The organism is Priestia sp. 10L35 (assembly GCF_056395685.1).
In genome coordinates, this window is sequence record NZ_JBFTKA010000005.1 from 13858 (window position 1) to 35420 (window position 21563).

Below are 21563 nucleotides of genomic sequence, written 5' to 3' on the forward strand. Positions count from 1 at the left end.
TCCCCTTTTTTATAGTGGTACAGGCGTAATGTTTCCTAATATTACAGGAGACAAGGCGCCGGTTGCGCTTGGTACATTGCTTGGATAACCTGAAAGTGTTTCATTTGCGAGCACCGCAAAAGCTACGGCTTCTTTTGCTTCTGAAGACATTCCTATTTCTTCTTGTGTATACACGCTGCAGCGTTTCCCGATCTGCGCTTTAATCATATTCATCAGCGTATTATTATAACTTCCGCCTCCTCCAATAATCACTTCGTCAATAGAATAGGCAGGAAAAATAAATGTTTCATAGTGATGTACAATGGATGATGCCGTGAACATAGTAATCGTAGCTAGCAGATCTTCCTTTTTATGTTTACTATAATTCTCTAGCAGTCTCTTTGTGTACTGTGTACCGAACAGTTCTCTTCCCGTCGATTTAGGAGGAGAAAGCTTCATGTAATCATGATTCATACAGTCTTCTAAAAGCTCTGAAATAATCTTTCCTTCAGCTGCTAAACGCCCATTTTCATCAAATGAAACATTAAAAAGCTGCTGACACGCTTCATCTATCATCATATTTCCCGGCCCCGTATCAAAAGCTACTACGGGTACAGGAGATTTTTTTGGCGGAATCAACGTTACATTTCCAATACCTCCAACGTTTTGAAGCAGCCTTGTACGCTCAGCGTGGCTGTACAAAATCCGTTCCGTGTGAGGAACTAACGGAGCACCTTGCCCGCCTGCTGCCATGTCCATCACTCTGAAGTTTGCTACTACCTTCGTTTTGGTTTCATAGGCAATAACAGCCGGCTCTCCAATTTGGAGTGTAGACATCGCTGTACTTCCCGAAGCATAAGGCTGATGGTAAATGGTTTGACCATGCGATCCAATAACATCTATTTGTTCAAGAGAAAAGCGGGCTTCTTGGCACACTTTTTTCACTGCATCCGCAAATGCATAGCCAAGTTTAAAATTTAAGCTGCAGATCAGCTGTACATTTGAATGTTCAAAAGAAAGCGCCTGCTCAATTTCCTTTTTTAACTGAGGTGAAAACGGCACGGTAATAAAATGAAGAAGCTTAACTTTACTTTCATAGCCGCTTCCTTCAATTTGAACAAGAGCTGCATCAACTCCGTCGAGTGACGTTCCTGACATAAGTCCAACAGCATACATACTACGCGTTCACTTCCTTAAAAAAAGCAGGTAAATACTTGCGATGAGCTTGAAGCAGTTCATCTAAGACCGACTTAGCCAGCTCGTCACTTGGAACAAGCGGATTAATGCTCAGCGCAACCAGTGCTTTTTCATAAGATCCTGTAACCGCAGCTTCTGCTCCTACTCGTTCAAACGATTTAATTTGCTGCACAAGTCCATTAACTTCTACCGGAAGTTCACCGACAGCGAGCGGTACTGGCCCTTGCTTTGTTACTACACAGTTTACTTCAACCGCAGATTCGTTTGGGAGTGAGGAAATGGCTCCATTGTTTTTTACATTTAATGTTTGAATATCGCCTTTATCGTTATAAATGGATGAAATTAAATTGCATGCGGCATCGCTGTAATAAGCGCCTCCTCGTTTTTCCAGCTGCGGAGGCTTCATTTCTAGATTTGGATTTTTATAGTGTTCAAAAAGCTCGGCTTCTAATGCTTTGACCACTTCAGCGCGTGTGGTACCTGACTGAAAGGTCAGAAGCTCTTCTGCTAATATTTCTTTTGTTTTGTAGTAGTAGCGGTGATAAGGACATAAAATCACGCCAAGAGCTTCCAAAAAGTCCGGTTGCCATGGAATAGGAGCTATGTTTCTCATTGTTACTTGAGAGTTTGGATCACTTAATCGCCGAATGACTTCTTGCGTTACTTCCTTTCCTTTTGCATACACATGCAGTCCATATACCAAGTGATTTAACCCTGCAAATTCAATGTGAACATCTTCTTTTTCTACTTGAAGCAAGCCCGCGATGGAGTTTGTCATATGTACAGGCAGGTTACAGACTCCTACTACTTTAGAATGCTTTCCGTAGCGAAGCAGTGCCTCCGTTACCATACCTGCAGGATTTGTAAAATTAATAAGCCAGGCGTTTGGACAAACTTCGTGTATTTCCTCGGCAATTTTCAACAAAACGGGTATCGTTCGCAAGCCCTTAAATAATCCTCCCGCCCCGTTTGTCTCTTGACCAATCATTCCGTACTTAAGAGGGATGCGTTCATCTTGAATACGCGCATCAAGCTGACCTACTCTAAGCTGTGTCGTTACAAAATCAGCATTTATCAACGCTTTTTGTCGATCAAGCGTTAAATGAATTTCCATATCAACACCTGCTTTTTTGACCATTCTTCTCGCAAGTGCTCCTACAATTTCAAGCTTCTCTTTTCCTTCTTCAATATCTACAAGCCATAGCTCTCGAATTGGAAGCTCATCATATCGTTTAATAAACCCTTCGACCAATTCCGGTGTGTAGCTTGATCCTCCCCCTATTGTCACTACTTTCATTTTTTGTCCCTCCTTGTTAAAAAACGGCTAAATATGTAACGGCTGTGCACCCTATTCCAAGCAAAACAAAGCGTATACAAACGGCGGTTTTAGATAAAGCTGCGTTTGAAAGCCGAATGGAAATAAATGTTGTAAGCAGCGCTGCTGATAGACTTGTAATGGCAAATAAACTATGCTGCGCTGATAAACCAGCATACTGCAGTAGAGGTGTAAAAATAACGTTGCAAAGAACCATGGTTAGCAGAAATAAAAACACAGTTTTATATCGAAACCGAACAAACATTGACCCTCACTCCTACTAAAGAGATAGAAGCCAAACAAGTTGGCTTCTCTTTCTTTACATTTGAACTGAACTATCGGATGGTGCAACCGTTGCTTCATCGCTTTTTTCCATTTCGACCATCTTTCGGTCGTACATTTTAAAGAACGGAAGATAAATGACAACAGAAATAGCAATATTGATAATGACTAGCACAACCGCCCGCCAGTCTCCTCCGGTTGATAGATAAGCTCCGATCGGCGCCGGGAGCGTCCATGGAACCATTACGTAGGTTGGCGTAATAAGACCTGTCGCCGTTGCTGCGTATGAAATGATCGTTGTAATAATCGGGATAATGATAAATGGAATAATTAAAATAGGATTTAAGACAATTGGCAAACCGAAAATAATTGGTTCGTTAATATTAAAAACCGCTGGAATAAAAGATGTCCTAGAAAGCGCTTTCGAATATTTAGATTTTGAGAAAAACAGCATCGCTAAGGCAAGACCTAGCGTCGCTCCAGATCCTCCAATCCAAACAAACCACTGAAAGAACGTTTCAGGTGCAATATACGGAAGTGTGGAAGCTCCGTCCGCTACCGCTTCAGCATTTTTTGCTAAGTACACTTCCCATACAGGCCGTGCCACTGTTCCAACAACAGAGACGCCGTGGATTCCGAATGACCAGAAAAACGTGATTAAGAAAACCGGTATTAACACTCCTGCTAAACTATCTCCAGCTTCCACAAGCGGAGCAACTAGTTTATCAACTAAATGATGAAGGTCGATACCTAAAACAATCGTAATAATTGTCATAAGTACAACAACAATCGCAACCGGAATTAGTGCTTCAAAAGACCTCGATACCGAAGGCGGCACTTGTTCCGGCATTTTAATGGTGACATTTTTTGCTTTACAAAACCTGAGAATTTCGACCGATAAAATCGATACAATCATCGTTACAAATAAACCGTGACCTCCAAGGTTTGTCATTGGAAGCATAAACCCTTCTTCTTCAATCAGCTTTGGAGTGACCGTAAGAAGTAGTGCAGCTACTGCAATTTGCGCTCCTGACAGCGGATCGAGATTATAGCTTTTGGACAAGTTGTATCCTATCCCAAAGGCTATATATAAAGACATAATAAACATCGTTACGCGATACGGTATTAAAATATTGGCGCTGTTATCAGCGGCCCATTTCGCAATTGTGCTGTCTTGCGGCACAGGCGGAAACGCTAGAATCAAGAAAAAACTTCCGATAATGATAAACGGCAAAGCGGATATAACACCATCGCGAATGGCTTGAAGATGCCGCTGTTCTGATAACCTGGCCATAGGTCCTGATAAATTGTTCTCTAAAAACGACACAAATTTGCTCATATACCCTTTCCCCCTCTATATTCTCCCCTTGTGTAAATGAAACCCCTTATCTATTTAAAAAGCAGGAATACACCTGCTTTTCTTAGCTAACGAGCTGTTGAACCGTTTTAAAAAGCGTTGGACCTCCAAGCGGCGTATAAGCCTGCGGCGGAATGGGCCCGCATGGAACAGAAGCTTTATCTGCTTCCGCTTTCACTGCATTAAACCGGTGACGAATCTGCGGTGCAACCATTACAACGTCCCAGCCCTTTTGAATTTCCTCTGCCACTTCATTTGTTCCAATTGCCAGCACTTCCATATCCGTTCCGTGCTTTTGTGCTTCTGTTTTTAATGCTTTTACCACAATCGCACTTGACATTCCTCCAGAACATACAAACAATACCTTCATTTTCTCATTTCCCCCTACCTCTTTATTTTTTGAATTACATTATGTGTATCGATTATGCGTTCAAACACTTGATTGCCTTTTTGAATACATAACCGTATAAACATCGCATCTACAATGGCTAACTGAGCAATACGAGCGCTCATCGTTCCAATTCGAATATGCTGTTCTTCTACCGAAATAGTCAGCAGAATATCAGCTAATCTAGAAGCTGGCGATGATCCGTGCTGCGTTAGCAAAATGACGGCTGCTCCTTTGTCTTTGGCTATTTGCATCAGTTCTACCACTTCTTTTGTTTGACCTGAAGTGGATACCACAAACAGCACATCATCTTTTGTCATATTCGTAGCCATCACCATTTGAACATGACTATCTAATGAAAACAGAGCCGAAATATCAATTCGAAGCAGTTTATACTGAGCATCTAGCGCAACTACAGATGATCCTCCTGCTCCGTATAAAAACACTCGTTTCGCTCCCTGAATAGCTTCCGCAGCTGCATCAATTGCAGAAGTGCTCACTAGTCGGCTTGTATTCATCAGTGCGCTCATACTTTTGCTTATGACTTTTTCAAGCACGGCATCTGTCTCGTCTTCAAAATTAACTGGAAGATTCGGCAGCTGTTCGGTATGCACCTTATGAGCATCTTTTGCTAATTCAATCTTTAATTCTTTAAAACTATTAATGCCTACACGCTGACAAAAGCGAATAATCGTAGCTTCGCTGCACTGACACTGCTTAGCTAACTGTTTGGTCGTTAAGTTCAACGTGGTCGTGGGATTTTCTAGCACGTAATCAGCTACTCTTCCTTCAGCAGGACTGTAATGATTCATTTGTGCATCGATTAAAGTAAGTACGGAAAATTGGCGCATGAATTCCTCCATCGTTAAGTAACGTATTTCTAAAATATTCTTTAAATTACCATTATTATATTTTTTCTGAAGTTTAATTTCAATATTTTTCTGATATTTTTAAAACTTTATTTTATTTTTCAGAATATTTCATTAAAATCTATTGTGAATATAACGACCGCATGCTATATTATGAAAGAAATTTTATCTCAACCAAAAAAGAAGGAGGAACGAACATGCATATTAGAAAATGGGTTGGAGGCATCTTGTTTTTACTGCTGTTTTGTTCGAGCACATTGCCTGCTAAAGCAGACGTACCTACTACGTATCAAAAACGGGAGCTTCGAGCCGCTTGGATTGCAAGCGTATACAACATTGATTGGCCTTCTCAGCCTGGTCTTCCGGTTGAACAGCAGAAAAAAGAGTTTACCTATTTGCTAGATGAAGTAAAAAAGATGGGGATGAATGCTGTTGTTGTTCAAATTAAACCGACCGCCGATTCCTTTTATCCGTCAAAATATGGCCCGTGGTCAGAATATTTAACCGGTACACAAGGAAAAGATCCCGGCTATGATCCTCTGGCCTTTATGGTAGACGAAGCACACAAGCGCAACTTAGAATTCCACGCATGGTTTAACCCTTACCGCATTACAATGAATCATACTGATTTAAACAAACTAGCCGATAATCATCCTGCCAAACAACATCCTGATTGGGTCGTCTCCTACGGAAAACAACTCTACTACAACCCAGGTATTCCAGAAGTAAAAAACTTTATTATTGAAGAAGTGCTCGAAGTCGTAAGAAACTATGATATTGATGCTGTTCATATGGACGACTATTTTTATCCTTATAAAATTGCAGGTCAAACGTTCCCAGATCAAAAAATATATGAAGCCTACGGTGCTCAAACGTTTTCCAATATTGAAGACTGGCGGCGTGACAATGTTAATCAGCTTGTTCGAGATTTAAATAAATCTATTAAAAAAACAAAATCATACGTGAAGTTTGGCATCAGTCCGTTCGGCGTATGGCGAAACATTGCTAATGATCCAACCGGCTCTGAGACGACTGCTGGACAAACAAACTACGATGATTTGTATGCTGATACGCGTACGTGGATTCAAAATGGATACATTGATTACATTACTCCGCAAATTTATTGGAATATCGGATTTGAACCCGCTGCTTACGATACGCTGCTCAACTGGTGGAGAGATGAAGTGCGCGGAAAGCCAGTTCACCTTTATATTGGACAAGCTGCTTACAAAATTAATAACAACGCGGTGGAAGCTTGGTCTGATCCCGATGAGTATCCGAGGCAAATTGCTCTAAATCACCAGTTTCCAGAAGTACAGGGGAGCATGCATTTTAGCCTGAAAGATTTGAACCGAAACCCGCTAGGAATAAAAGATAAGCTGCAAAACGATATTTATAAACACCCTGCGCTTATTCCAGCAATGCCTTGGCTTGATAATACGGCCCCAAAAGCACCAAAATTAAAAAACGCGGGTCCTCATACAAAAGAAGCAGCATTTGAAATTCGAGATCACCAGCAGAATGACTCCGCTTATTATGCCATTTATCGCTTTCAAGGCAATAAAAAAGGCGACATTAACAGCGCCGAAAACCTGCTGACAACCGTTCGAAAAACAGGAGAAAAACAATTGTTTGTAGATCAAAATGCACTCAAAAATCAAACATACACATATGTTGTAACCTCTGTTGACCGTTTGCATAACGAAAGTGCCGTTTCCCGCACGCTTACTGTAAAAGCATCTCATTAAAAAAGGTTCTATAGCAAAATGTATGGTAGGATAAAGAAATCAAACGATGCTTTATCAAGCCATTCTGTTATAGAAAGTAGTGAAAAAAAGATGGAACCAAATTATGATCGCGCTTTTGGCGTATATGGAATTTGTATGCGAGATAACAAGCTGCTTGTTATTCGAAAAAATAGAGGTCCGTATATTCATCGTTTTGATTTGCCAGGCGGACAGCTAGAGCACGGTGAAACATTAACCGAAGCGATGAAAAGAGAATTTGTGGAAGAAACAGGCTTTGAGATTAACATTGTTTCTCAAGCGGGTATAACAGATTTTCAGTATCCTTGTAAGTGGAAAGAATTTACTCACGTGCATCACATTGCTGTATTTTATTACGTAGACATTGCCGGCGGTGAGCTTCTTTCCCACCCCGTACAGTTTGAAGGACAGGATTCTTTGGAAGCATTGTGGATTGCACCGCAGGATCTCAACATTGATAATGCTTCGCCTCTTGTTCTAAAAGCAGTGGAATCTTTAAGCTTATTATCATGGCCTTATGAATCTCAGATTTATGATGATTGGGAGCTTAAAACCTCCGAACAATAATAATGATAGTGCCTACACATTACTCATGAATATCGTACACTTAGCTTCTATTTAAGTTGAAATCAGAAAATATGTTTAATTTCTTTCTAATGGTGGAACAGACAAGTAACACTACTTAATTACTAATAGAAAGGAAGATTAAAATGAGTAAAGGTTTAGGAGATAAAGTTAAAGGAAATGTATCAAAAGCTAAAGGTGAAGTAAAAGATCAAGTGGGAAATGCAACGAATAACCGCGACCTTCAGCGCGAAGGAAAAGCTGAGAAAACAAAAGGAAATGCTCAAAAAGCAGTAGGCGAAACAAAAGATACATTTAGCAATAAATAAAAAAAGACGAGCTTAATGCTCGTTCTTTTTTTATTTAATAAGCTGATTTAAGCTTTTAATGATTACGTTTGGCTGCAATTCTTTATGTTCAGCTACATTTCCTTTTCGGTTGACCCAAGCCGTTGCGAACCCGTAGTTTTTAGCACCGGCAATATCCCATGTATTCGATGACAAAAATAATACTTCTTCTCTTTTGGCGTTCATTTTGTTTTTTGCATAGTGATAGCTTGCCATCGTAGGCTTGTACTGTTTGATTTCGTCTACGGAAATAACGGCCTCAAATAAATGATTCATGTTGTGATAAGAAACAAGCGGATCAATCATGTGCTTAGGACCATTCGTAAAAATAGCCAGGCGATACCCTTTTTCTTTTAAATAGGCGAGCACCTCTTTGATTTCATCGTAGACATTCAGCTTCATGTAGGCACTCATCAGCATTTTTTCTTCGTGTTCCGTTAAATCAATATCATTTGCTTCTGCTGCATATTTCAGGGATTGATTTGTTAATGTATAAAAGTCAACGTATCGTCCCATCAGCTGATATTGCATGGCGTATTCAATTTGCTTCAAACGCCATAAATGACTAATGCTTTCTCCCCGCTCCGGATACAGCTGATCACACGTTTCAATAACGGTATGTACATCAAACAGTGTTCCATATGCATCAAATAAAATCGTTTTAAATTTCATCTGTGTTCGCCTCCTTCTTTCATTTTACCCACTCGCAAAAAAACATAACGTTTTTTCTGTTAAAAAAGAGGCCTATTAACAGCTGATGTATGCTCATTTCTTATGAAAATAAAAAAACAGCAGGCTCTCCTACTGTTTATAATCCCACACGACTTTCCATTCTCCTTTTTCACGAACAGCATACACTTTCTGCACCAAATCAAAGTTTCCATATTTCCCTTTATACGTTTGGATAACGGTCATTTCGTAAACAACAGGAAACGCTTTACGATCATTTTCCATCTTCCAGCTCTTTCTTTTTTCAACATCTTCAATGGAATAAGTAAAGGTGTCTACCCCGAAATGATTGAGAAATACGTGTGCTCGATCTTGTATGTATGCACCTTTTGTCCATTTCTTTTTCATCGATGAATGAAAAAGGTCCCATGATTCCGAAAAGTTTCCTTCCTGTTCTAGCGTATAAAATTCTTTTACGGCAGATTTGGCTTGATGACTCGGAGAAAAGAATGTAAATTGAAACATCCAAACTCCCAGCGCAATAACAGAAAGAAACACAGCTACTCCTAAACTTCGCTTCAAAAGCAGTGTTTTTTTTCGATACAAGTAAAAAGCCCCTTTATCAAAAATGCAGTATACAACAGCTTATTCGATATCCAAGCTTTTTAGTATTGCCGGACTAAACTTATCCGGCATATCTTTAAAAAAGGGATTGAGACATAAACATAAAAGATCCGAACGATTCATCGTTCGGATCTTCCTTCAACTAAAATACGTTTGTCCCAGCCTCTTTCGTCGCTATACAATGTGAAAAGCCATTTGCATGGCTGCTAAAAAGCCCACGAACACAAGGCCCGTCACGAGACCCTCTTTCCAATCTGGCCGGTCCCCTCGAACAAATTTAGCAATATCATACGATAGCATCGCTGCTAAAAAAATGGATAAGACAATATACAGCGGCTCCATCTTTTATCACCCACTATTTCTTTTCTTCAGTGTAACAACTTTTTCATAAGTATGCATGTAAGAAAAACAGCTTAAAATTCTTGACGAATGTGTGAAATTTCTCTTTTTCATGCATAAACTACTTAAAAGCGTGAAAGGAAGATGCCGTTTGTCTGCTTTTAATCCTCAGCAATTTAGCGTCACATACCGGCAAGGAAGCACGCCCACCTTTCCTTTTATTGGGCGACGCTATACGCTCACACATTCTGAACAAACAGACGATTTATTTCTTTGGATCGACGAAAAGTTTGCTGTTGATCAATTAAATGAGCAGCGAAATGAGCTTTTTGCCGAATGGCTCCACAAAGACGGTGTTGATACGCTGTATGTATACGTATTTATTGGCAATGAACAAACGGAAAAGTCCGTTCAAGCCATACGGTACGCTATTTTCAAACAGGAAATGCCTTACTTGCTAAAAGCATTGCGCTACGGTGATGCCACGTTTTTCAACGCTCACCCTGCTTTAGATCGTTCCCCCATTTACGTACATTTTCATTCCAGCGACAAAGATTTTCATTCCATTCGATATTTTCAAACGCCTTCTCACTATGTCTAAGCATATGAGAAGGGATCTTTACTTCGTTAATCTCCTGTTTTCCAAACTCCATTTCTTCTAGGGTCTCCGGCTCCTTCCATTTGTTTATCTTGAAAATTAATGGTTAACGCTTGAATACCTCCATAAAAGACGTCGCTTTCCTTTGTTTCTATTCGAAACGCAGAAGGAATATTTTTGGTATTTAAATCGGGCTCTACATAAATAGTCGAATCATCAAAAATAAAGCGCGGTTCGTTTACAGCTTTTTGAAGCGATTCATTTCCTTCAAGGTTTTTAGAAAGTACCTGAGTTAAAATTTGAGGAATCCGCGTTCCGCCCGGAGAACCTATTCCCATCGCCCACTCGCCTTTTTCTCTTATAATAGTTGGAGCCGTAAAAGTTCTTGCTCTTTTTCCCGGCTCGCGATTATTCGGTTCTTTGCTTCCAAACGTATCAGCATTGTTATTAAGAAAAAAGCCGTCAACTTGTTCGCCTGTACCAAAGAAGTTACTCAACGTATTAGTTGTAGATACGACGGTTCCTTCTGAATCAATAACCACAAAATGTGTTGTACTTTCGTGTTCTTCATCGCCTTCACCTGAAGAACGTGTCGGGTGATTGACCAAGTTTGTTATATAATCATCACTGACTAATTCACTTGAGTTTTGATTATGAAAGTCTGGATCTCCGATTTGTTTTAACCGGTCGGAGTAAGCTGCCTTTTTAATTCTGTTCATCGTTTCGTAATATTCTTTATCAGGCATTGTTTCAAGATTTTCTTTCTCTGCCATTTTTAACATTTGAATCAGTGTAATTCCGGAAAAAGGCGGAGGCGCTGAAATCACTTCCGTTCCATTGTAAGTTGAAACGACAGGCTTGATTTCTGTCACTTGATAGGAAGATAAGTCTTTTTTAGAAATAGGCGTTGCATCAGCAAGATCTTTTGCCACATCTCCTTTATAAAATGCAGACGCACCTTCTCGTTGAATTTTGATTAATGTTTTAGCTAACACGGGCTGCGACAGGGTTTCTCCTTCTTCAATTGCTTCTCCCTTTGGATAAAAAGCGGATAGACCGTCTACATCCATCCTTCCTCTAGAGTAATACAAGCGAGACGATAAAAGAGAGTCTACTTCAAACCCTTTTTCAGCGTATTCAACAGCCGGCTGAATCAAATCACTCATTGATTTTGTACCATATTTCTGCTGAATATATTCCATACCAGCGACAAATCCCGGCACGCCGTTTTTACCACTCATAGAAGTTGGAGCGGTTTCCCGGTAATCGATAAAAGTAGCAGGCTGATCTTTTTTGGCAATCAGCATACCTCCACCTCCGCCAATTCCAGATCCAAAAGGTTCGACTACGTTAAGGGCATACGAAATTGCAATGGCCGCATCTACTGCATTCCCGCCTTCTTTTAATACGTCCATCCCTACATTTGCTGCCAAAGAATTAGAAGAACTCACACCGTAAGAATGATCATTATTTTTTTTAAGCAGCTTTTCAGGACTAAGATCTGTACTCGATTGAGTCATAAAAAAAGCGGCTATAACGCAAATTAATAATAAAAAAGAAATAATGTTAAACAACAGTAATTTTTTATTCACATATTACCCTCCATTTTTACTCATCTGTATATTTTGTGAAGCGCTTTCATTTTTATCCATACATTACATTGCACACAAAAAAGACATCGTCTAGGACGATGCCATTTTTGTTACTACACAAGATTTATTTTCCAGCAGCTGCCGCAGCATCATTTACTGCATCTGTAGCAGCTGATTTTGTTTGTTCAATCATTTTTACGTTATTTTCAATTTTTTGCTGTTCATCTGTTGAAAGAGTAGCCGGATGTTTTAAAGCTCCAAGTCCTGCTACTACTCCTGCTACAATAGCAATTGGTCCTACAATCCCTACGATTCGTTTTGCGATCATTTTCTATTCCTCCAATTAAGTTAGTCTGTACTTTTTTCCCATAAACCGTGGCGGCGCGGATCAGCGTCACCTTGAATCTTATTTTTCTTTAAGTCTTTCACAAGAGCTTGAACGCCTCCGTAAAACATCGCGTTATCATTGTTTTTCAAGTCATAGCCGTACGTTTTTAAACCATCTTTAGTTGACTGTTTAAGCTTAGCTTCTGAATAAAACTTATGAGAATCAAAAATGACACGCTTGTTTTCTACTGCGTTTTTAATGGAATCTTTGTCTTCAAAATAATCCCCAATTACTTGCGTTAACACTTGAGGAATACGATTTCCTCCCGGTGTGCCAATGGACATTACCCATTCATCACCTTCACGAATAATGGTAGGGGCTGTAAATGTTCTTGGACGCTTACCGGGTTGACGCTTATTAATTCCTTCCCCAAACGTATTCAGCGTATTATTTAAAAAGAATCCATCTACATATTCACCGCTGCCGAAGAAATTACTCAGCGTATTCGTTGTTGATACAACGGTTCCTTCACCGTCCATGACAACAAAATGAGTGGTACTTTCATGTTCTTCGACGTCGCTTACTTTGGTATGATCTGTTTCAGTATTATTTAATTTATTACGAAGTAAATGCACGTAATGATCGTCGATCCAATCATTTGGCGTTTCTTTTATAAAAGCCGGATCAGCGATTTTTTTCAAGCGGTCTTGATAAGCTACTTTTGAAATTTGACCAAGAAAATGATAATAAAGACTAGGATGCGATTCCTTCAGCTTCCAAATATCTTCTTGATCCGTCATTTTTAACATTTGAATAAGCGTAGCACCAGCAAAAGGCGGAGGTGCTGAAATAATTTGATGACCTTTATAATTCGTCGATAGAGGTTTGCGTTCAACAGGCGCATACTTTCGCAAGTCTTTGTGACTTACTTTTGTTTCTTCTGTAATATCGTCTGCAATTTTTCCTCTATAAAAAGCATTTGGCCCTTCTTCCTTAATCTTTTGCAGCGTGTTCGCTAATTCATGCTGTTTGACAATTTCACCTGTGTTAATGGCGTCCTTATCTGGATAAAAGCTAGGAATTTCATCTTCATTCACATTACTTTTGTATGAAACCAGCCTATCGTGCAAATCTTTGTCCACTTTGTACCCATTCTCGGCATAGTTAATGGCCGGGTCGATTAGTTTGCTCATCGACATAGATCCGTAGTGGTGCTGAATATAATCCATACCAGCGACGAAACCTGGTACGCCAATCTCATCTTCTTTATCATTCTTAGGTGCAATTTCTCGGTAGTCAATAAATGTTGGAGAGGCATCTGCTGGATCAATCAGCATTCCGCCGCCTCCCCCAAGTCCTGATCCGTACGGTTCCACAACACCAAGCGTGTAGGAAATGGCAATAGCTGCATCAACTGCTGTACCGCCTTGTTTAAGAATTTCCATACCTACTTTTGTGGCGCGAGGATCTGAAGTACTTACTGCATATTCTTGTTTTGGAAACATAAATTGATAAACACATACACCTACTATGAGTGAAAAGATGACAATGGAAACAATAATTGTATTACGTTTATTTATCATCTTTTACCTCCTCTGTGTATGACGGGCTATTAGTTAGCTTGCGCTTCGTTCTTTTTGCGCTCCTCTGCATGTTTTATAATGCGAGAATGATCTAAGTTTAATTCAAACTTGTTTCGTTCTTTTTCTAACAGTTCAGGGTTTGAAGAAAACTTGTTTAAATCGTTATAAATACGCTTCATGCGCCAAGGGTTATCTGTTGGAGTTGGTGTACCTGCTTTAATAACCATTGGAATAACATCAATTTTAGCTTGGCCCTTCTTATTTAAATGATATTGAACCATTGCTGTATTTTTTGTACTTGACCACCCTTGGTCAAAAATAAAGTTTCCTAAGCTATAGAAAATAACCGAACCTTTATATACGTCATATGACTGTAAAACATGCGGATGGTGACCAATGATAATGTCCGCACCAGCGTCTACCATCGCTTTTGCTAGTCCTTCTTGACGAGGACTTGGCTGTGCATCGTATTCTTCACCCCAGTGGGCATTTACTACAACTAAATCAGCATTTGCTTTCGCTTTCTGAATCGTGCTGAAAATAAGATCCGGATCTGCTTTTAAAATACCTGGGTTGTTTTTTCCAGCCGACATTCCGTCTGAATGTACATCTGTAAAACCTACTGTTGCAATGCGGATACCGTCAGCATCTTTATAGGAAATATGCTTTGCTTCTTCAGAGTTACGGCCAGCACCAACAAAATCTAATTTGTTTGCTTCAAAAGTAGAGATCGTATCTTCTAACCCTTTTGCACTGTAGTCCATTGAATGGTTGTTCGCTAAGTTTAATACGTCGAAACCTGCATTTTTAACAGTCGCTAGATCAGCAGGCTTACTATATAAATGAATACCTTTTTCCATTGCTTTATATGAATCTACGTCATTTGTTAAAATCGGTGTTTCGTAGTTCCCGCTTACGTAATCCGAATTTTTAAAGAACGGCTCCACGTTGCGGAATACAAAATCTTCTCCGTAGCGTTCAGTTACTTCTCTTACATGGCGACCCATCATAATGTCTCCGACCATAGTCATCGTTAAATCATTATTGGCCTCTGGATTAGCCGTCTCAGGGTTTTCAAGAGCATCCGAACGCTCCATCCATCCTGAAAGAGCTAAAATTACGATTAAAATTGGCGTTAAGATAAGAGCTTGCTTGCCCGTTGTAGGCTTTGTTTTCTTTATAAACATCAATACTTTTTCTTGAAAGTTTAATTTTTTCTCTTTCAACGCTTTCACCTTCCTTTACCAGCTGCGGTTTGTTTGTGTATTAAAATAAATAATAAACTTGCATAATTCCAAATGTTACACCACTTAATAAAACCGTTGTTCCAACTGTTAAAGGAAGACCTTGCTTTTGCATTGTATTTGCAATTAAGCCCGGTACAATGATACCAATTCCGCGTAATTCAAACACTTCAAATGGCAAGATCGGGAAGAAATAATCAAATGCAACTTTAATCACAATACCCGTAATTAACATCGCTGTAAATTTGCGACGTCCATATAAAATAACTACTTTTGAGATTCCGTATACGACGATAACATAAGTTAAAATACTAATTAAGAAAATCATTAAAATGGTAATTGGCTGATCAAATACAAGAGCTAAATACCCCGGTACGATAAGACCCGCTGGCAATACGCCCGTTTTTTCTGTAAAAATTAAGCTTAGTGTAACCCCTAACACAAGGGCGATATATAAATCTGATCCGAACATGAAATGGCCTCCTAGATTAAACTGCTTTTCTCATCTTTTTCATTTCAATAATAGCTTCAACAAGCGGCTCGGCTGAACCGTGGATATTTCCGACACCGTATACGATACGATCTTTTAAATAAGGCTTCATGCGCTCTAAAATTTCTTCTGTAGAAGCGCCTTCCATATCCCAGAATTCTTTTGTTGGCAATTCGCCTCTTTGATATGCTGCAGCGATTGGTGAGGTCGTCTGACCAATTGCAATCATTACGTCCGCTTCAATGTATGGCATTACATCTTCAGCAAATTGCTCCGTGCGATCTACACGGTCCGGACGGCAGTTCATAATGACAATAGGAAGCTTTTCACTATAGTTCATTGAATCTACACGTTCCCAAATACGAAGCGTGGAAGAAGCGTCGTTGGCAGCAAATCCATTCACTAAAAAGGCTGGATTTTTTTCATCGCCAAACGTTGTAATTCTCATAGCTCCTGGGTCAGGCTGAGCATTTAACATTCCTCTCATCGCTGTTTCAGCATCGATACCAAGTGCTTCTGCTACTGCTAAACCGATGGAAGCATTATCAGGGAAAACCATATAATCAAATTCACGTAAATACGCTTCAGATACTTTATCATTGTCAGCTACAATAACTTTTGTGTTGCGCTCTGCGGCTATTTTTTTATAGTATTCCAAATATGGACCTTCAATTGTAACAAGGTGGCCATCGTAAGGAATAGTAGCAGTGAACGCTTGAGCAACTTCATCTAGAGTTGGACCCATTACATCCATGTGATCTTCTAGTACGTTTACAATAACGCCTACCTTGGCTTGAATCAGCTGATTTTGGAATGTGATTTGATAATCAGGCTGTACAGCCATACATTCACAAATAAGAGCTTCCGCGCCAATATCGGCAACTTCATTTACCACTCGTCGCTGTTCTCCAATGTTCGGACCTTCTTTACGACGAATAATTGGTTCTTCTTCACTTGTATGCCAGTAGATCATACGCGCTTGTGTTCCTGTCGTTTTTCCTACTGTTTTGTAACCTGCTTCTTTTACAATACCTGTAATCAATCGTGTAACGGTGGATTTTCCGCGAATACCATTAACATTCACTCGTACAGGAATTGAATGCAGCTTGCGTAAATGTCTGCGATACTCCCAAACGCCATACCCTACTAAAAATAGGCAGCATAGGATAATTAAGATCATGTTTCATTCTTCTCCTTCCAAACTTCTCCTGTTGGATACGTTATGAATGCTTTTGATTCATAATGATAGATATACGATTTCATAGTTTCACTCCCTTTATATATGTATGGGAGCTAATCAATTAACAGCGCTAGCATGCTGCTAAAACACCTGCTTTGAAAAATGGACTCGAGTACCAATTTCAACAGCTCTAAAACTATCATCTGCGCTCATTAGTGGTCAATAGCTCAAATGTTATATATTCTTACAATTCCGATTGTCTATTTACAGAATTAAAAACTCATCGTTTTATTTAAAATTTACAGAATAGGTCTAAAGTTTATTTACCTATAAAAATCCCATCGATACCTTTTTTTACCATAACAACAGGAATATTTTATACACCACTCTTACAATTAACACACGGAAATATTACGTAATTAAAAATTTCTTAACTTTAGAAAACGTTTTGTAATATAAAGGTGGGATAAAAAATATTTTATCCCATTAATTCCTTTTTATGGATATACCAATTGAATTTGTCTAACAACCGTACTTGTAAGGATGATAGATAGATATAAAAGTAAAAAAAATACATTTATTTATCATTTTATGCTTACATTTAACTTGCTTAAATAGAAAGGACATTAAATATTTTTTTCTAATTATATAAGTATTTAGACTCCATATGTTTCTAGTTCTTTTGTTGTAATTTTATAGATTTCCTTTATTTAATAATCAATTCAGTAAATCTAAATCTCTTGACTATGGCCTCTTTTCCTATTTTTATTTCAATATTTTCTGAATCTTTCTACCGATAAAGGCGTCTTTGGTCCGTTAAGATTGCCTAGAAAAATGCATGATTTCTCACTTTTTTGGCATATGATGTTATCATAAAAAGAAGAAGTATCATCAGAAGGAGGAAAACAATGGTTGATACAACCCTTTATTTTCTATTTTCTTTTTGCTATATTGTCCTGTTTTTCTTTAGCATATATGTAGTGCGAAAAAACACTTCGCCGTTTTACATGCTTTTTCTTCCTTTAGTAATAGCTGGACTAATTTACGATAATATAATGATTGGGATTGGTTCATTTATCGGTGAAGGGGATACTTTACGTTCACTCAGCATGCTTCGCTTTTGGTTTCACGCTTTATTTACCCCTACTTTGGTGCTCTTTGCGTATGGCGTAGCGAAATATTCGACGATTACATGGGCTAAAAAACCTGTTGCCGGCATTCTTTTTTTGCTAACTACGTTTGCCTTAATTAGCTATGAAATAATCGAGACGATTAGTCAGCGTATGGAAGTTGTACGTGAATATGGCATTGTTCGCTATACATTAGTAGGATCATCCGGTCCCCCTCTTATGGTTCTCATTGTGGCGATTATTTTGCTTTTTGTTGGAATTTCCTTATTTCGCAAGACGCGATGGAGCAGTATGATGATTGGAGTAGCCGTGATGATTGTAGGAAGTGCCGTGTCAATTCCTATACCAAGCACGGCTGTAACAAATACGTTTGAGCTTATTTTTATCTTCTCTTTATTTTTAACTCAGCGTCATTTAGTGAAAATACATTAAAAAGAAGCGATTCCCTTGCTTCTTTTTTTTATATTTGATATCTTTTACCTAACGACCGTTAGTTAGATTGAGGAGGAGCTTTTCTTGAGTGAATTATCAACTGTAGAAAAAATTAGAGCTGCAGCAATGGAGCTCTTTGGAGAAAAAGGCTATACAGAAACATCGCTTGCCGATATCTCATCAAAAGTAGGCATAAAAAAACCTTCCCTGTACGCTCATTTTAAGAACAAAGACGACTTATTTTTACTAACCGTGCATGATTTAATGAATTTATTTTTAACAAAGTTATCTGTTATATACGAACAGCATAAAACAAAGTCTGCTAAAGAACAGCTTCACTGCTTTGTTGTAGATTTCTGCACGATGATTGAAAAAGATTCTTTTGGCCAGATGTACCGTCGTCTTATTTTGTTTCCACCTGAACATTTACAGTCGGAAGTAAAAGCTATTTTCTTAAGAAGCGAACGATTGTCTGATCAAATTCTGCATGCTATTTTTACACAGGGAATGGCTGAAGGCGAAATAATTGAACGTCCGATTGATTTGTATATCAATAGCTTTTATTGTTTAACCGACGGACTGTTCATTCAGCGCTTTTATTATGAACCGGAGTATTATGACCAAAAAATTCACGATGCTTGGACGATATTTTGGGAAGGCATACGTGCTAAATAGGCCCTGTAAAAAGGGCTTATTATTATGCAAGGAGGAATTAAAATGGCTTGGATTTACCTTATTATCGCTGGTTTGCTCGAGATTGTATGGGCAATCGGCTTAAAATATTCACACGGATTTACTGAAGTAACTCCAACAATCATTACAATCGTCACAATTGTGATCAGCTTTTATTTCTTTTCAAATGCCTTAAAAAAAATTGCTGTCGGAACAGCTTACGCAGTATTCACTGGTATAGGGGCTGCTGGCACAGCGATACTTGGAATGACCGTTTTAGACGAAGGAGCAAATATTGGAAAGATTTTATTTTTAGGATTAATGATCTTTGGAATCGTTGGTTTAAAGTTGATTTCTACTGAAGAAACAGAAAGAGAGGAATCGTAACATGGCTTGGATTGCATTAATAGCTGCCGGTTTTTGCGAAGTGGGATTTGTGATTTTTTTAAAACTTTCAGATGGGTTTAAGCGGTTGTTTCCTTCGATTGGATTTATCCTTTTCGGTGCAGGAAGTTTTTATCTTCTCTCCTTAGCATTAAAGGAGATACCTATTGGAACAGCTTACGGCATATGGACGGGAGTAGGAGCTGCCGGAAGCGTACTTCTTGGCATGCTTTTCTTTCATGAAGCAAAAGATATGCGTCGAATTTTATTTATTTTTTGTATTGTAGCAGGTGTAATCGGCCTTAAAATCACTGGATAATGATGTACTACTTCCTTTCTTTTCATGCTATACTAAACTTGTAAACACTTTCAAAAAATAGGAGACGATGACAATGAACCTTGGGTTTGGAGAAATTGCCTTAATTGTATTTGTCGCTCTATTGCTTTTTGGCCCAAAGAAACTTCCGGAATTAGGGAAAGCTGCCGGAAAAACGTTAAAAGAGTTTAAAAACGCTACAAAAGGAATTATGGAAGAAGATGAAAAAGAAAAAGCTCCTCCTAAATAAGAGGCTTATATCTCTTTTAAAAGCTGACTCAAACGTTTGAGTCAGCTTCTTTGTGGTGAGAATATGCTGAAATTCGATTTCGACCCGTACGCTTTGCTTCATATAAAGCCTGATCTGCTCCATGGACAATTGAAATCAGCTGTATGTGTTCGGATGGAACGACTGTCATTATTCCAACACTGATTGTGACACACTTAAACACGTCAGAAGCTTGATGAATAATTGCACGCTGCTGCACTTGCTGTCTAATAGCTTCTGCCATTTTTATCGCTTCATATTGATTAGCTCGAGGAAGCAATATACCAAACTCTTCTCCTCCGTATCTTGCAACAAAAGCCGATTCGTCAAAAACAACGCTTTTAGCAATATTCGCTACTTCTTTCAAGCATTCGTCTCCTTGAATATGGCCATAGGTATCGTTATACGCTTTAAAATAATCAATATCAAATAAGAGAAAAGAAAGCGACTCTTTTTCTTCCTGTGCGTATTTCCACTCAATTTCCAACTGTTTATCAAGAGATCGGCGATTGTTCAGACCTGTTAAGCCATCTTTCATGGACAGCATTTCAAGCTTTTTATTGGCTTTGCGAAGATCACACTCAGCCTTCTTTTTCTCCGTAATATCTCGATATTCCCAATAGTGGCCAATATACACATGACCTTCATAGATTGGAATGTAGTCACGCGCATAAATTTTACCGTTAATAAACGTAATTTCTTCATCTACTATTGACTCTTTTGAATAAACGGTGCTTTCTACCGTTTTTAAAAACCTAGCAGGATCTTTCAACATAGGAGCGTGAGATAAAAACAGCTGATTACTTTTCAATCCCACGTATTGATTAGGAGGTCCGGGTATGTCAAACATGTCACAAAAAGTTTGATTAATAACAGCTACTTCGCGCTCTGGCGTTTGGTACCTGTCTTTGCATTTTGAATCATAACTGAAAACATTTTAGACAGCTTTTTATGCTGACTTGTCGTTACTCGAGATACATATATATATCTACCTACCAGATAGACCAAACACCCACCTATAAAAGAAGCGGGCAGTAAATAAATGATAATTGTAGCAGCGTGCTTGATATCTTTAAAAAGAAAGGACAATGAGAAGAATACGCAAAGCAAGCTAATAGAATTCATTAATTGAAAACGAATAAATGGACGATAAGGTAAGCGAACCGTCCACCCAGACAGTAAAGCCATTACGATAATTGCAGCAGCCCCTATTATTCCGCTTGCCGTAATTCCAAACAAAAGCAGACGCATTACCCCTACAATACAAGCCGCAATGATAGCGGGTACCATTCCTGCATAAAGACAAACAATTGTCACCGCTAAAAAGCGAAGGTCAAGAATAATAGTAGAATCTATTTTAATTGTATATATCATTAAAATGCTGCCTAATAGGCCGTAAGAACATCCGTAATAAATTAAGCGATACATTTTGTACCGTTTTATTCCTTCTACTCTAGAAATGATTTGCTCTCGAACTATACTCGCAGCAAACATGAAAGAAATAATTAACGTGATATTAAAGAGAAGTTGACTCACTTTATTCTTCACCTCTTTCCAAAAAGCTAAAACAAAAAACAATAGGCTTCTTAGCTTACATATTGTTTACTGCCCCTTTTTATAAATCGTGCTGTTTGATTTATCGAACAGCAC

The 21563-nt window shown here is 38.7% G+C and carries 26 protein-coding genes; 9 read left to right on the forward strand and 17 right to left on the reverse strand.

Annotation, left to right across the window (positions count from 1 at the left end):
• Positions 1 to 9: 9 nt before the first annotated feature.
• From anmK to AC1DEF_RS18400, 6 genes are all read right to left on the reverse strand, one after another.
• Positions 10 to 1155 carry an anhydro-N-acetylmuramic acid kinase AnmK gene (gene anmK / locus AC1DEF_RS18375; RefSeq protein WP_097824180.1) on the reverse strand — a complete coding sequence of 382 codons (1146 nt, stop codon included), beginning with the start codon at positions 1153 to 1155 and terminating at the stop codon, positions 10 to 12.
• Position 1156: 1 nt separating this feature from the next.
• Positions 1157 to 2473, reverse strand: a complete 1317-nt coding sequence (locus AC1DEF_RS18380; protein ID WP_097824181.1) for a 6-phospho-beta-glucosidase — start codon at positions 2471 to 2473, stop codon at positions 1157 to 1159.
• Between the two features lie 16 nt (positions 2474 to 2489).
• Positions 2490 to 2756, reverse strand: a complete 267-nt coding sequence (locus AC1DEF_RS18385; RefSeq protein WP_013082025.1) for a hypothetical protein — start codon at positions 2754 to 2756, stop codon at positions 2490 to 2492.
• Positions 2757 to 2810: 54 nt separating this feature from the next.
• Complete coding sequence (locus AC1DEF_RS18390; protein WP_057274422.1) at positions 2811 to 4112, reverse strand: PTS sugar transporter subunit IIC; 1302 nt, start codon at positions 4110 to 4112, stop codon at positions 2811 to 2813.
• 82 nt (positions 4113 to 4194) lie between these two features.
• Entirely contained in the window at positions 4195 to 4500 is a 306-nt protein-coding gene (locus tag AC1DEF_RS18395; protein ID WP_013055720.1) for a PTS sugar transporter subunit IIB, read from the reverse strand.
• A gap of 14 nt (positions 4501 to 4514) precedes the next feature.
• Positions 4515 to 5369, reverse strand: coding sequence for a MurR/RpiR family transcriptional regulator (locus tag AC1DEF_RS18400; protein ID WP_097824182.1), 855 nt, complete (start codon positions 5367 to 5369; stop codon positions 4515 to 4517).
• Positions 5370 to 5584: 215 nt separating this feature from the next.
• Between AC1DEF_RS18400 and AC1DEF_RS18405 the strand changes: the two genes are divergently transcribed.
• From AC1DEF_RS18405 to AC1DEF_RS18415, 3 genes are all read left to right on the forward strand, one after another.
• Entirely contained in the window at positions 5585 to 7135 is a 1551-nt protein-coding gene (locus tag AC1DEF_RS18405) for a glycoside hydrolase family 10-like protein (RefSeq protein WP_097824183.1), read from the forward strand.
• Positions 7136 to 7225: 90 nt separating this feature from the next.
• Positions 7226 to 7720, forward strand: a complete 495-nt coding sequence (locus tag AC1DEF_RS18410; RefSeq protein ID WP_097824184.1) for an NUDIX hydrolase — start codon at positions 7226 to 7228, stop codon at positions 7718 to 7720.
• A gap of 143 nt (positions 7721 to 7863) precedes the next feature.
• Complete coding sequence (locus AC1DEF_RS18415) at positions 7864 to 8046, forward strand: CsbD family protein (RefSeq protein ID WP_013082019.1); 183 nt, start codon at positions 7864 to 7866, stop codon at positions 8044 to 8046.
• Positions 8047 to 8076: 30 nt separating this feature from the next.
• Here the strand turns inward: AC1DEF_RS18415 and AC1DEF_RS18420 are convergent, their stop codons facing one another.
• The 3 genes from AC1DEF_RS18420 to AC1DEF_RS18430 form a co-directional block, all read right to left on the reverse strand.
• The gene (locus tag AC1DEF_RS18420) at positions 8077 to 8736 is read right to left on the reverse strand and encodes a haloacid dehalogenase type II (RefSeq protein ID WP_097824185.1); all 660 of its coding nucleotides are present in this window, start codon (positions 8734 to 8736) and stop codon (positions 8077 to 8079) included.
• 129 nt (positions 8737 to 8865) lie between these two features.
• Positions 8866 to 9339: a hypothetical protein gene (locus tag AC1DEF_RS18425; RefSeq protein WP_013082017.1), complete on the reverse strand. Its 474-nt coding sequence runs from the start codon at positions 9337 to 9339 to the stop codon at positions 8866 to 8868.
• A gap of 192 nt (positions 9340 to 9531) precedes the next feature.
• Positions 9532 to 9699 carry a hypothetical protein gene (locus tag AC1DEF_RS18430; protein WP_013055713.1) on the reverse strand — a complete coding sequence of 56 codons (168 nt, stop codon included), beginning with the start codon at positions 9697 to 9699 and terminating at the stop codon, positions 9532 to 9534.
• Positions 9700 to 9847: 148 nt separating this feature from the next.
• Here AC1DEF_RS18430 and AC1DEF_RS18435 point away from each other — a divergent pair, with 148 nt between their 5' ends.
• The gene (locus tag AC1DEF_RS18435) at positions 9848 to 10297 is read left to right on the forward strand and encodes a staygreen family protein (protein WP_097824186.1); all 450 of its coding nucleotides are present in this window, start codon (positions 9848 to 9850) and stop codon (positions 10295 to 10297) included.
• 26 nt (positions 10298 to 10323) lie between these two features.
• Here the strand turns inward: AC1DEF_RS18435 and AC1DEF_RS18440 are convergent, their stop codons facing one another.
• From AC1DEF_RS18440 to pgsB, 6 genes are all read right to left on the reverse strand, one after another.
• Positions 10324 to 11886, reverse strand: a complete 1563-nt coding sequence (locus AC1DEF_RS18440) for a gamma-glutamyltransferase family protein (RefSeq protein WP_097824187.1) — start codon at positions 11884 to 11886, stop codon at positions 10324 to 10326.
• A gap of 124 nt (positions 11887 to 12010) precedes the next feature.
• Positions 12011 to 12214: a CapE family protein gene (locus AC1DEF_RS18445; protein ID WP_013082014.1), complete on the reverse strand. Its 204-nt coding sequence runs from the start codon at positions 12212 to 12214 to the stop codon at positions 12011 to 12013.
• A gap of 20 nt (positions 12215 to 12234) precedes the next feature.
• Positions 12235 to 13797 carry a gamma-glutamyltransferase family protein gene (locus AC1DEF_RS18450; protein ID WP_029324923.1) on the reverse strand — a complete coding sequence of 521 codons (1563 nt, stop codon included), beginning with the start codon at positions 13795 to 13797 and terminating at the stop codon, positions 12235 to 12237.
• 29 nt (positions 13798 to 13826) lie between these two features.
• Positions 13827 to 15023, reverse strand: a complete 1197-nt coding sequence (locus AC1DEF_RS18455; protein WP_097824188.1) for a CapA family protein — start codon at positions 15021 to 15023, stop codon at positions 13827 to 13829.
• Positions 15024 to 15063: 40 nt separating this feature from the next.
• Positions 15064 to 15513 carry a poly-gamma-glutamate biosynthesis protein PgsC gene (pgsC, locus tag AC1DEF_RS18460; RefSeq protein ID WP_013055707.1) on the reverse strand — a complete coding sequence of 150 codons (450 nt, stop codon included), beginning with the start codon at positions 15511 to 15513 and terminating at the stop codon, positions 15064 to 15066.
• A 16-nt stretch (positions 15514 to 15529) separates the two neighbouring features.
• Entirely contained in the window at positions 15530 to 16711 is a 1182-nt protein-coding gene (gene pgsB, locus AC1DEF_RS18465; protein ID WP_016763263.1) for a poly-gamma-glutamate synthase PgsB, read from the reverse strand.
• A gap of 908 nt (positions 16712 to 17619) precedes the next feature.
• On the opposite strand from pgsB, the gene AC1DEF_RS18470 reads away from it, so the two are divergent.
• The 5 genes from AC1DEF_RS18470 (at position 17620) to AC1DEF_RS18490 (ending at position 19895) form a co-directional block, all read left to right on the forward strand.
• Positions 17620 to 18273, forward strand: coding sequence for a hypothetical protein (locus AC1DEF_RS18470; RefSeq protein WP_043980067.1), 654 nt, complete (start codon positions 17620 to 17622; stop codon positions 18271 to 18273).
• Between the two features lie 84 nt (positions 18274 to 18357).
• A complete protein-coding gene (locus AC1DEF_RS18475; protein ID WP_014461312.1) occupies positions 18358 to 18948 on the forward strand; it encodes a TetR/AcrR family transcriptional regulator in 591 nt (196 codons plus the stop codon).
• Between the two features lie 42 nt (positions 18949 to 18990).
• The gene (gene sugE / locus AC1DEF_RS18480; protein WP_043980074.1) at positions 18991 to 19332 is read left to right on the forward strand and encodes a quaternary ammonium compound efflux SMR transporter SugE; all 342 of its coding nucleotides are present in this window, start codon (positions 18991 to 18993) and stop codon (positions 19330 to 19332) included.
• A gap of 1 nt (position 19333) precedes the next feature.
• Positions 19334 to 19648 (forward strand): DMT family transporter, encoded by a 315-nt coding sequence (locus AC1DEF_RS18485; protein ID WP_047933611.1) that lies wholly within the window; start codon positions 19334 to 19336, stop codon positions 19646 to 19648.
• 73 nt (positions 19649 to 19721) lie between these two features.
• The gene (locus AC1DEF_RS18490) at positions 19722 to 19895 is read left to right on the forward strand and encodes a twin-arginine translocase TatA/TatE family subunit (protein WP_013055701.1); all 174 of its coding nucleotides are present in this window, start codon (positions 19722 to 19724) and stop codon (positions 19893 to 19895) included.
• 28 nt (positions 19896 to 19923) lie between these two features.
• Here the strand turns inward: AC1DEF_RS18490 and AC1DEF_RS18495 are convergent, their stop codons facing one another.
• Entirely contained in the window at positions 19924 to 20763 is an 840-nt protein-coding gene (locus AC1DEF_RS18495; RefSeq protein ID WP_477727520.1) for a GGDEF domain-containing protein, read from the reverse strand.
• Between the two features lie 26 nt (positions 20764 to 20789).
• Positions 20790 to 21449, reverse strand: a complete 660-nt coding sequence (locus tag AC1DEF_RS18500) for a LytS/YhcK type 5TM receptor domain-containing protein (protein ID WP_255255741.1) — start codon at positions 21447 to 21449, stop codon at positions 20790 to 20792.
• Positions 21450 to 21563 lie beyond the last annotated feature (114 nt).

Excerpts from the sequence above, each read along its gene's own strand:
- anmK (WP_097824180.1), bottom strand. The coding sequence starts at position 1,155 with ATGTATGCTGTTGGACTTATGTCAGGAACGTCACTCGACGGAGTTGAT.
- AC1DEF_RS18380 (WP_097824181.1), bottom strand. The coding sequence starts at position 2,473 with ATGAAAGTAGTGACAATAGGGGGAGGATCAAGCTACACACCGGAATTG.
- AC1DEF_RS18385 (WP_013082025.1), bottom strand. The coding sequence starts at position 2,756 with ATGTTTGTTCGGTTTCGATATAAAACTGTGTTTTTATTTCTGCTAACC.
- AC1DEF_RS18390 (WP_057274422.1), bottom strand. The coding sequence starts at position 4,112 with ATGAGCAAATTTGTGTCGTTTTTAGAGAACAATTTATCAGGACCTATG.
- AC1DEF_RS18395 (WP_013055720.1), bottom strand. The coding sequence starts at position 4,500 with ATGAAGGTATTGTTTGTATGTTCTGGAGGAATGTCAAGTGCGATTGTG.
- AC1DEF_RS18400 (WP_097824182.1), bottom strand. The coding sequence starts at position 5,369 with ATGCGCCAATTTTCCGTACTTACTTTAATCGATGCACAAATGAATCAT.
- AC1DEF_RS18405 (WP_097824183.1), top strand. The coding sequence starts at position 5,585 with ATGCATATTAGAAAATGGGTTGGAGGCATCTTGTTTTTACTGCTGTTT.
- AC1DEF_RS18410 (WP_097824184.1), top strand. The coding sequence starts at position 7,226 with ATGGAACCAAATTATGATCGCGCTTTTGGCGTATATGGAATTTGTATG.
- AC1DEF_RS18415 (WP_013082019.1), top strand. The coding sequence starts at position 7,864 with ATGAGTAAAGGTTTAGGAGATAAAGTTAAAGGAAATGTATCAAAAGCT.
- AC1DEF_RS18420 (WP_097824185.1), bottom strand. The coding sequence starts at position 8,736 with ATGAAATTTAAAACGATTTTATTTGATGCATATGGAACACTGTTTGAT.
- AC1DEF_RS18430 (WP_013055713.1), bottom strand. The coding sequence starts at position 9,699 with ATGGAGCCGCTGTATATTGTCTTATCCATTTTTTTAGCAGCGATGCTA.
- AC1DEF_RS18445 (WP_013082014.1), bottom strand. The coding sequence starts at position 12,214 with ATGATCGCAAAACGAATCGTAGGGATTGTAGGACCAATTGCTATTGTA.
- AC1DEF_RS18450 (WP_029324923.1), bottom strand. The coding sequence starts at position 13,797 with ATGATAAATAAACGTAATACAATTATTGTTTCCATTGTCATCTTTTCA.
- pgsC (WP_013055707.1), bottom strand. The coding sequence starts at position 15,513 with ATGTTCGGATCAGATTTATATATCGCCCTTGTGTTAGGGGTTACACTA.
- pgsB (WP_016763263.1), bottom strand. The coding sequence starts at position 16,711 with ATGATCTTAATTATCCTATGCTGCCTATTTTTAGTAGGGTATGGCGTT.
- AC1DEF_RS18470 (WP_043980067.1), top strand. The coding sequence starts at position 17,620 with ATGGTTGATACAACCCTTTATTTTCTATTTTCTTTTTGCTATATTGTC.
- sugE (WP_043980074.1), top strand. The coding sequence starts at position 18,991 with ATGGCTTGGATTTACCTTATTATCGCTGGTTTGCTCGAGATTGTATGG.
- AC1DEF_RS18485 (WP_047933611.1), top strand. The coding sequence starts at position 19,334 with ATGGCTTGGATTGCATTAATAGCTGCCGGTTTTTGCGAAGTGGGATTT.
- AC1DEF_RS18490 (WP_013055701.1), top strand. The coding sequence starts at position 19,722 with ATGAACCTTGGGTTTGGAGAAATTGCCTTAATTGTATTTGTCGCTCTA.
- AC1DEF_RS18495 (WP_477727520.1), bottom strand. The coding sequence starts at position 20,763 with ATGTTTGACATACCCGGACCTCCTAATCAATACGTGGGATTGAAAAGT.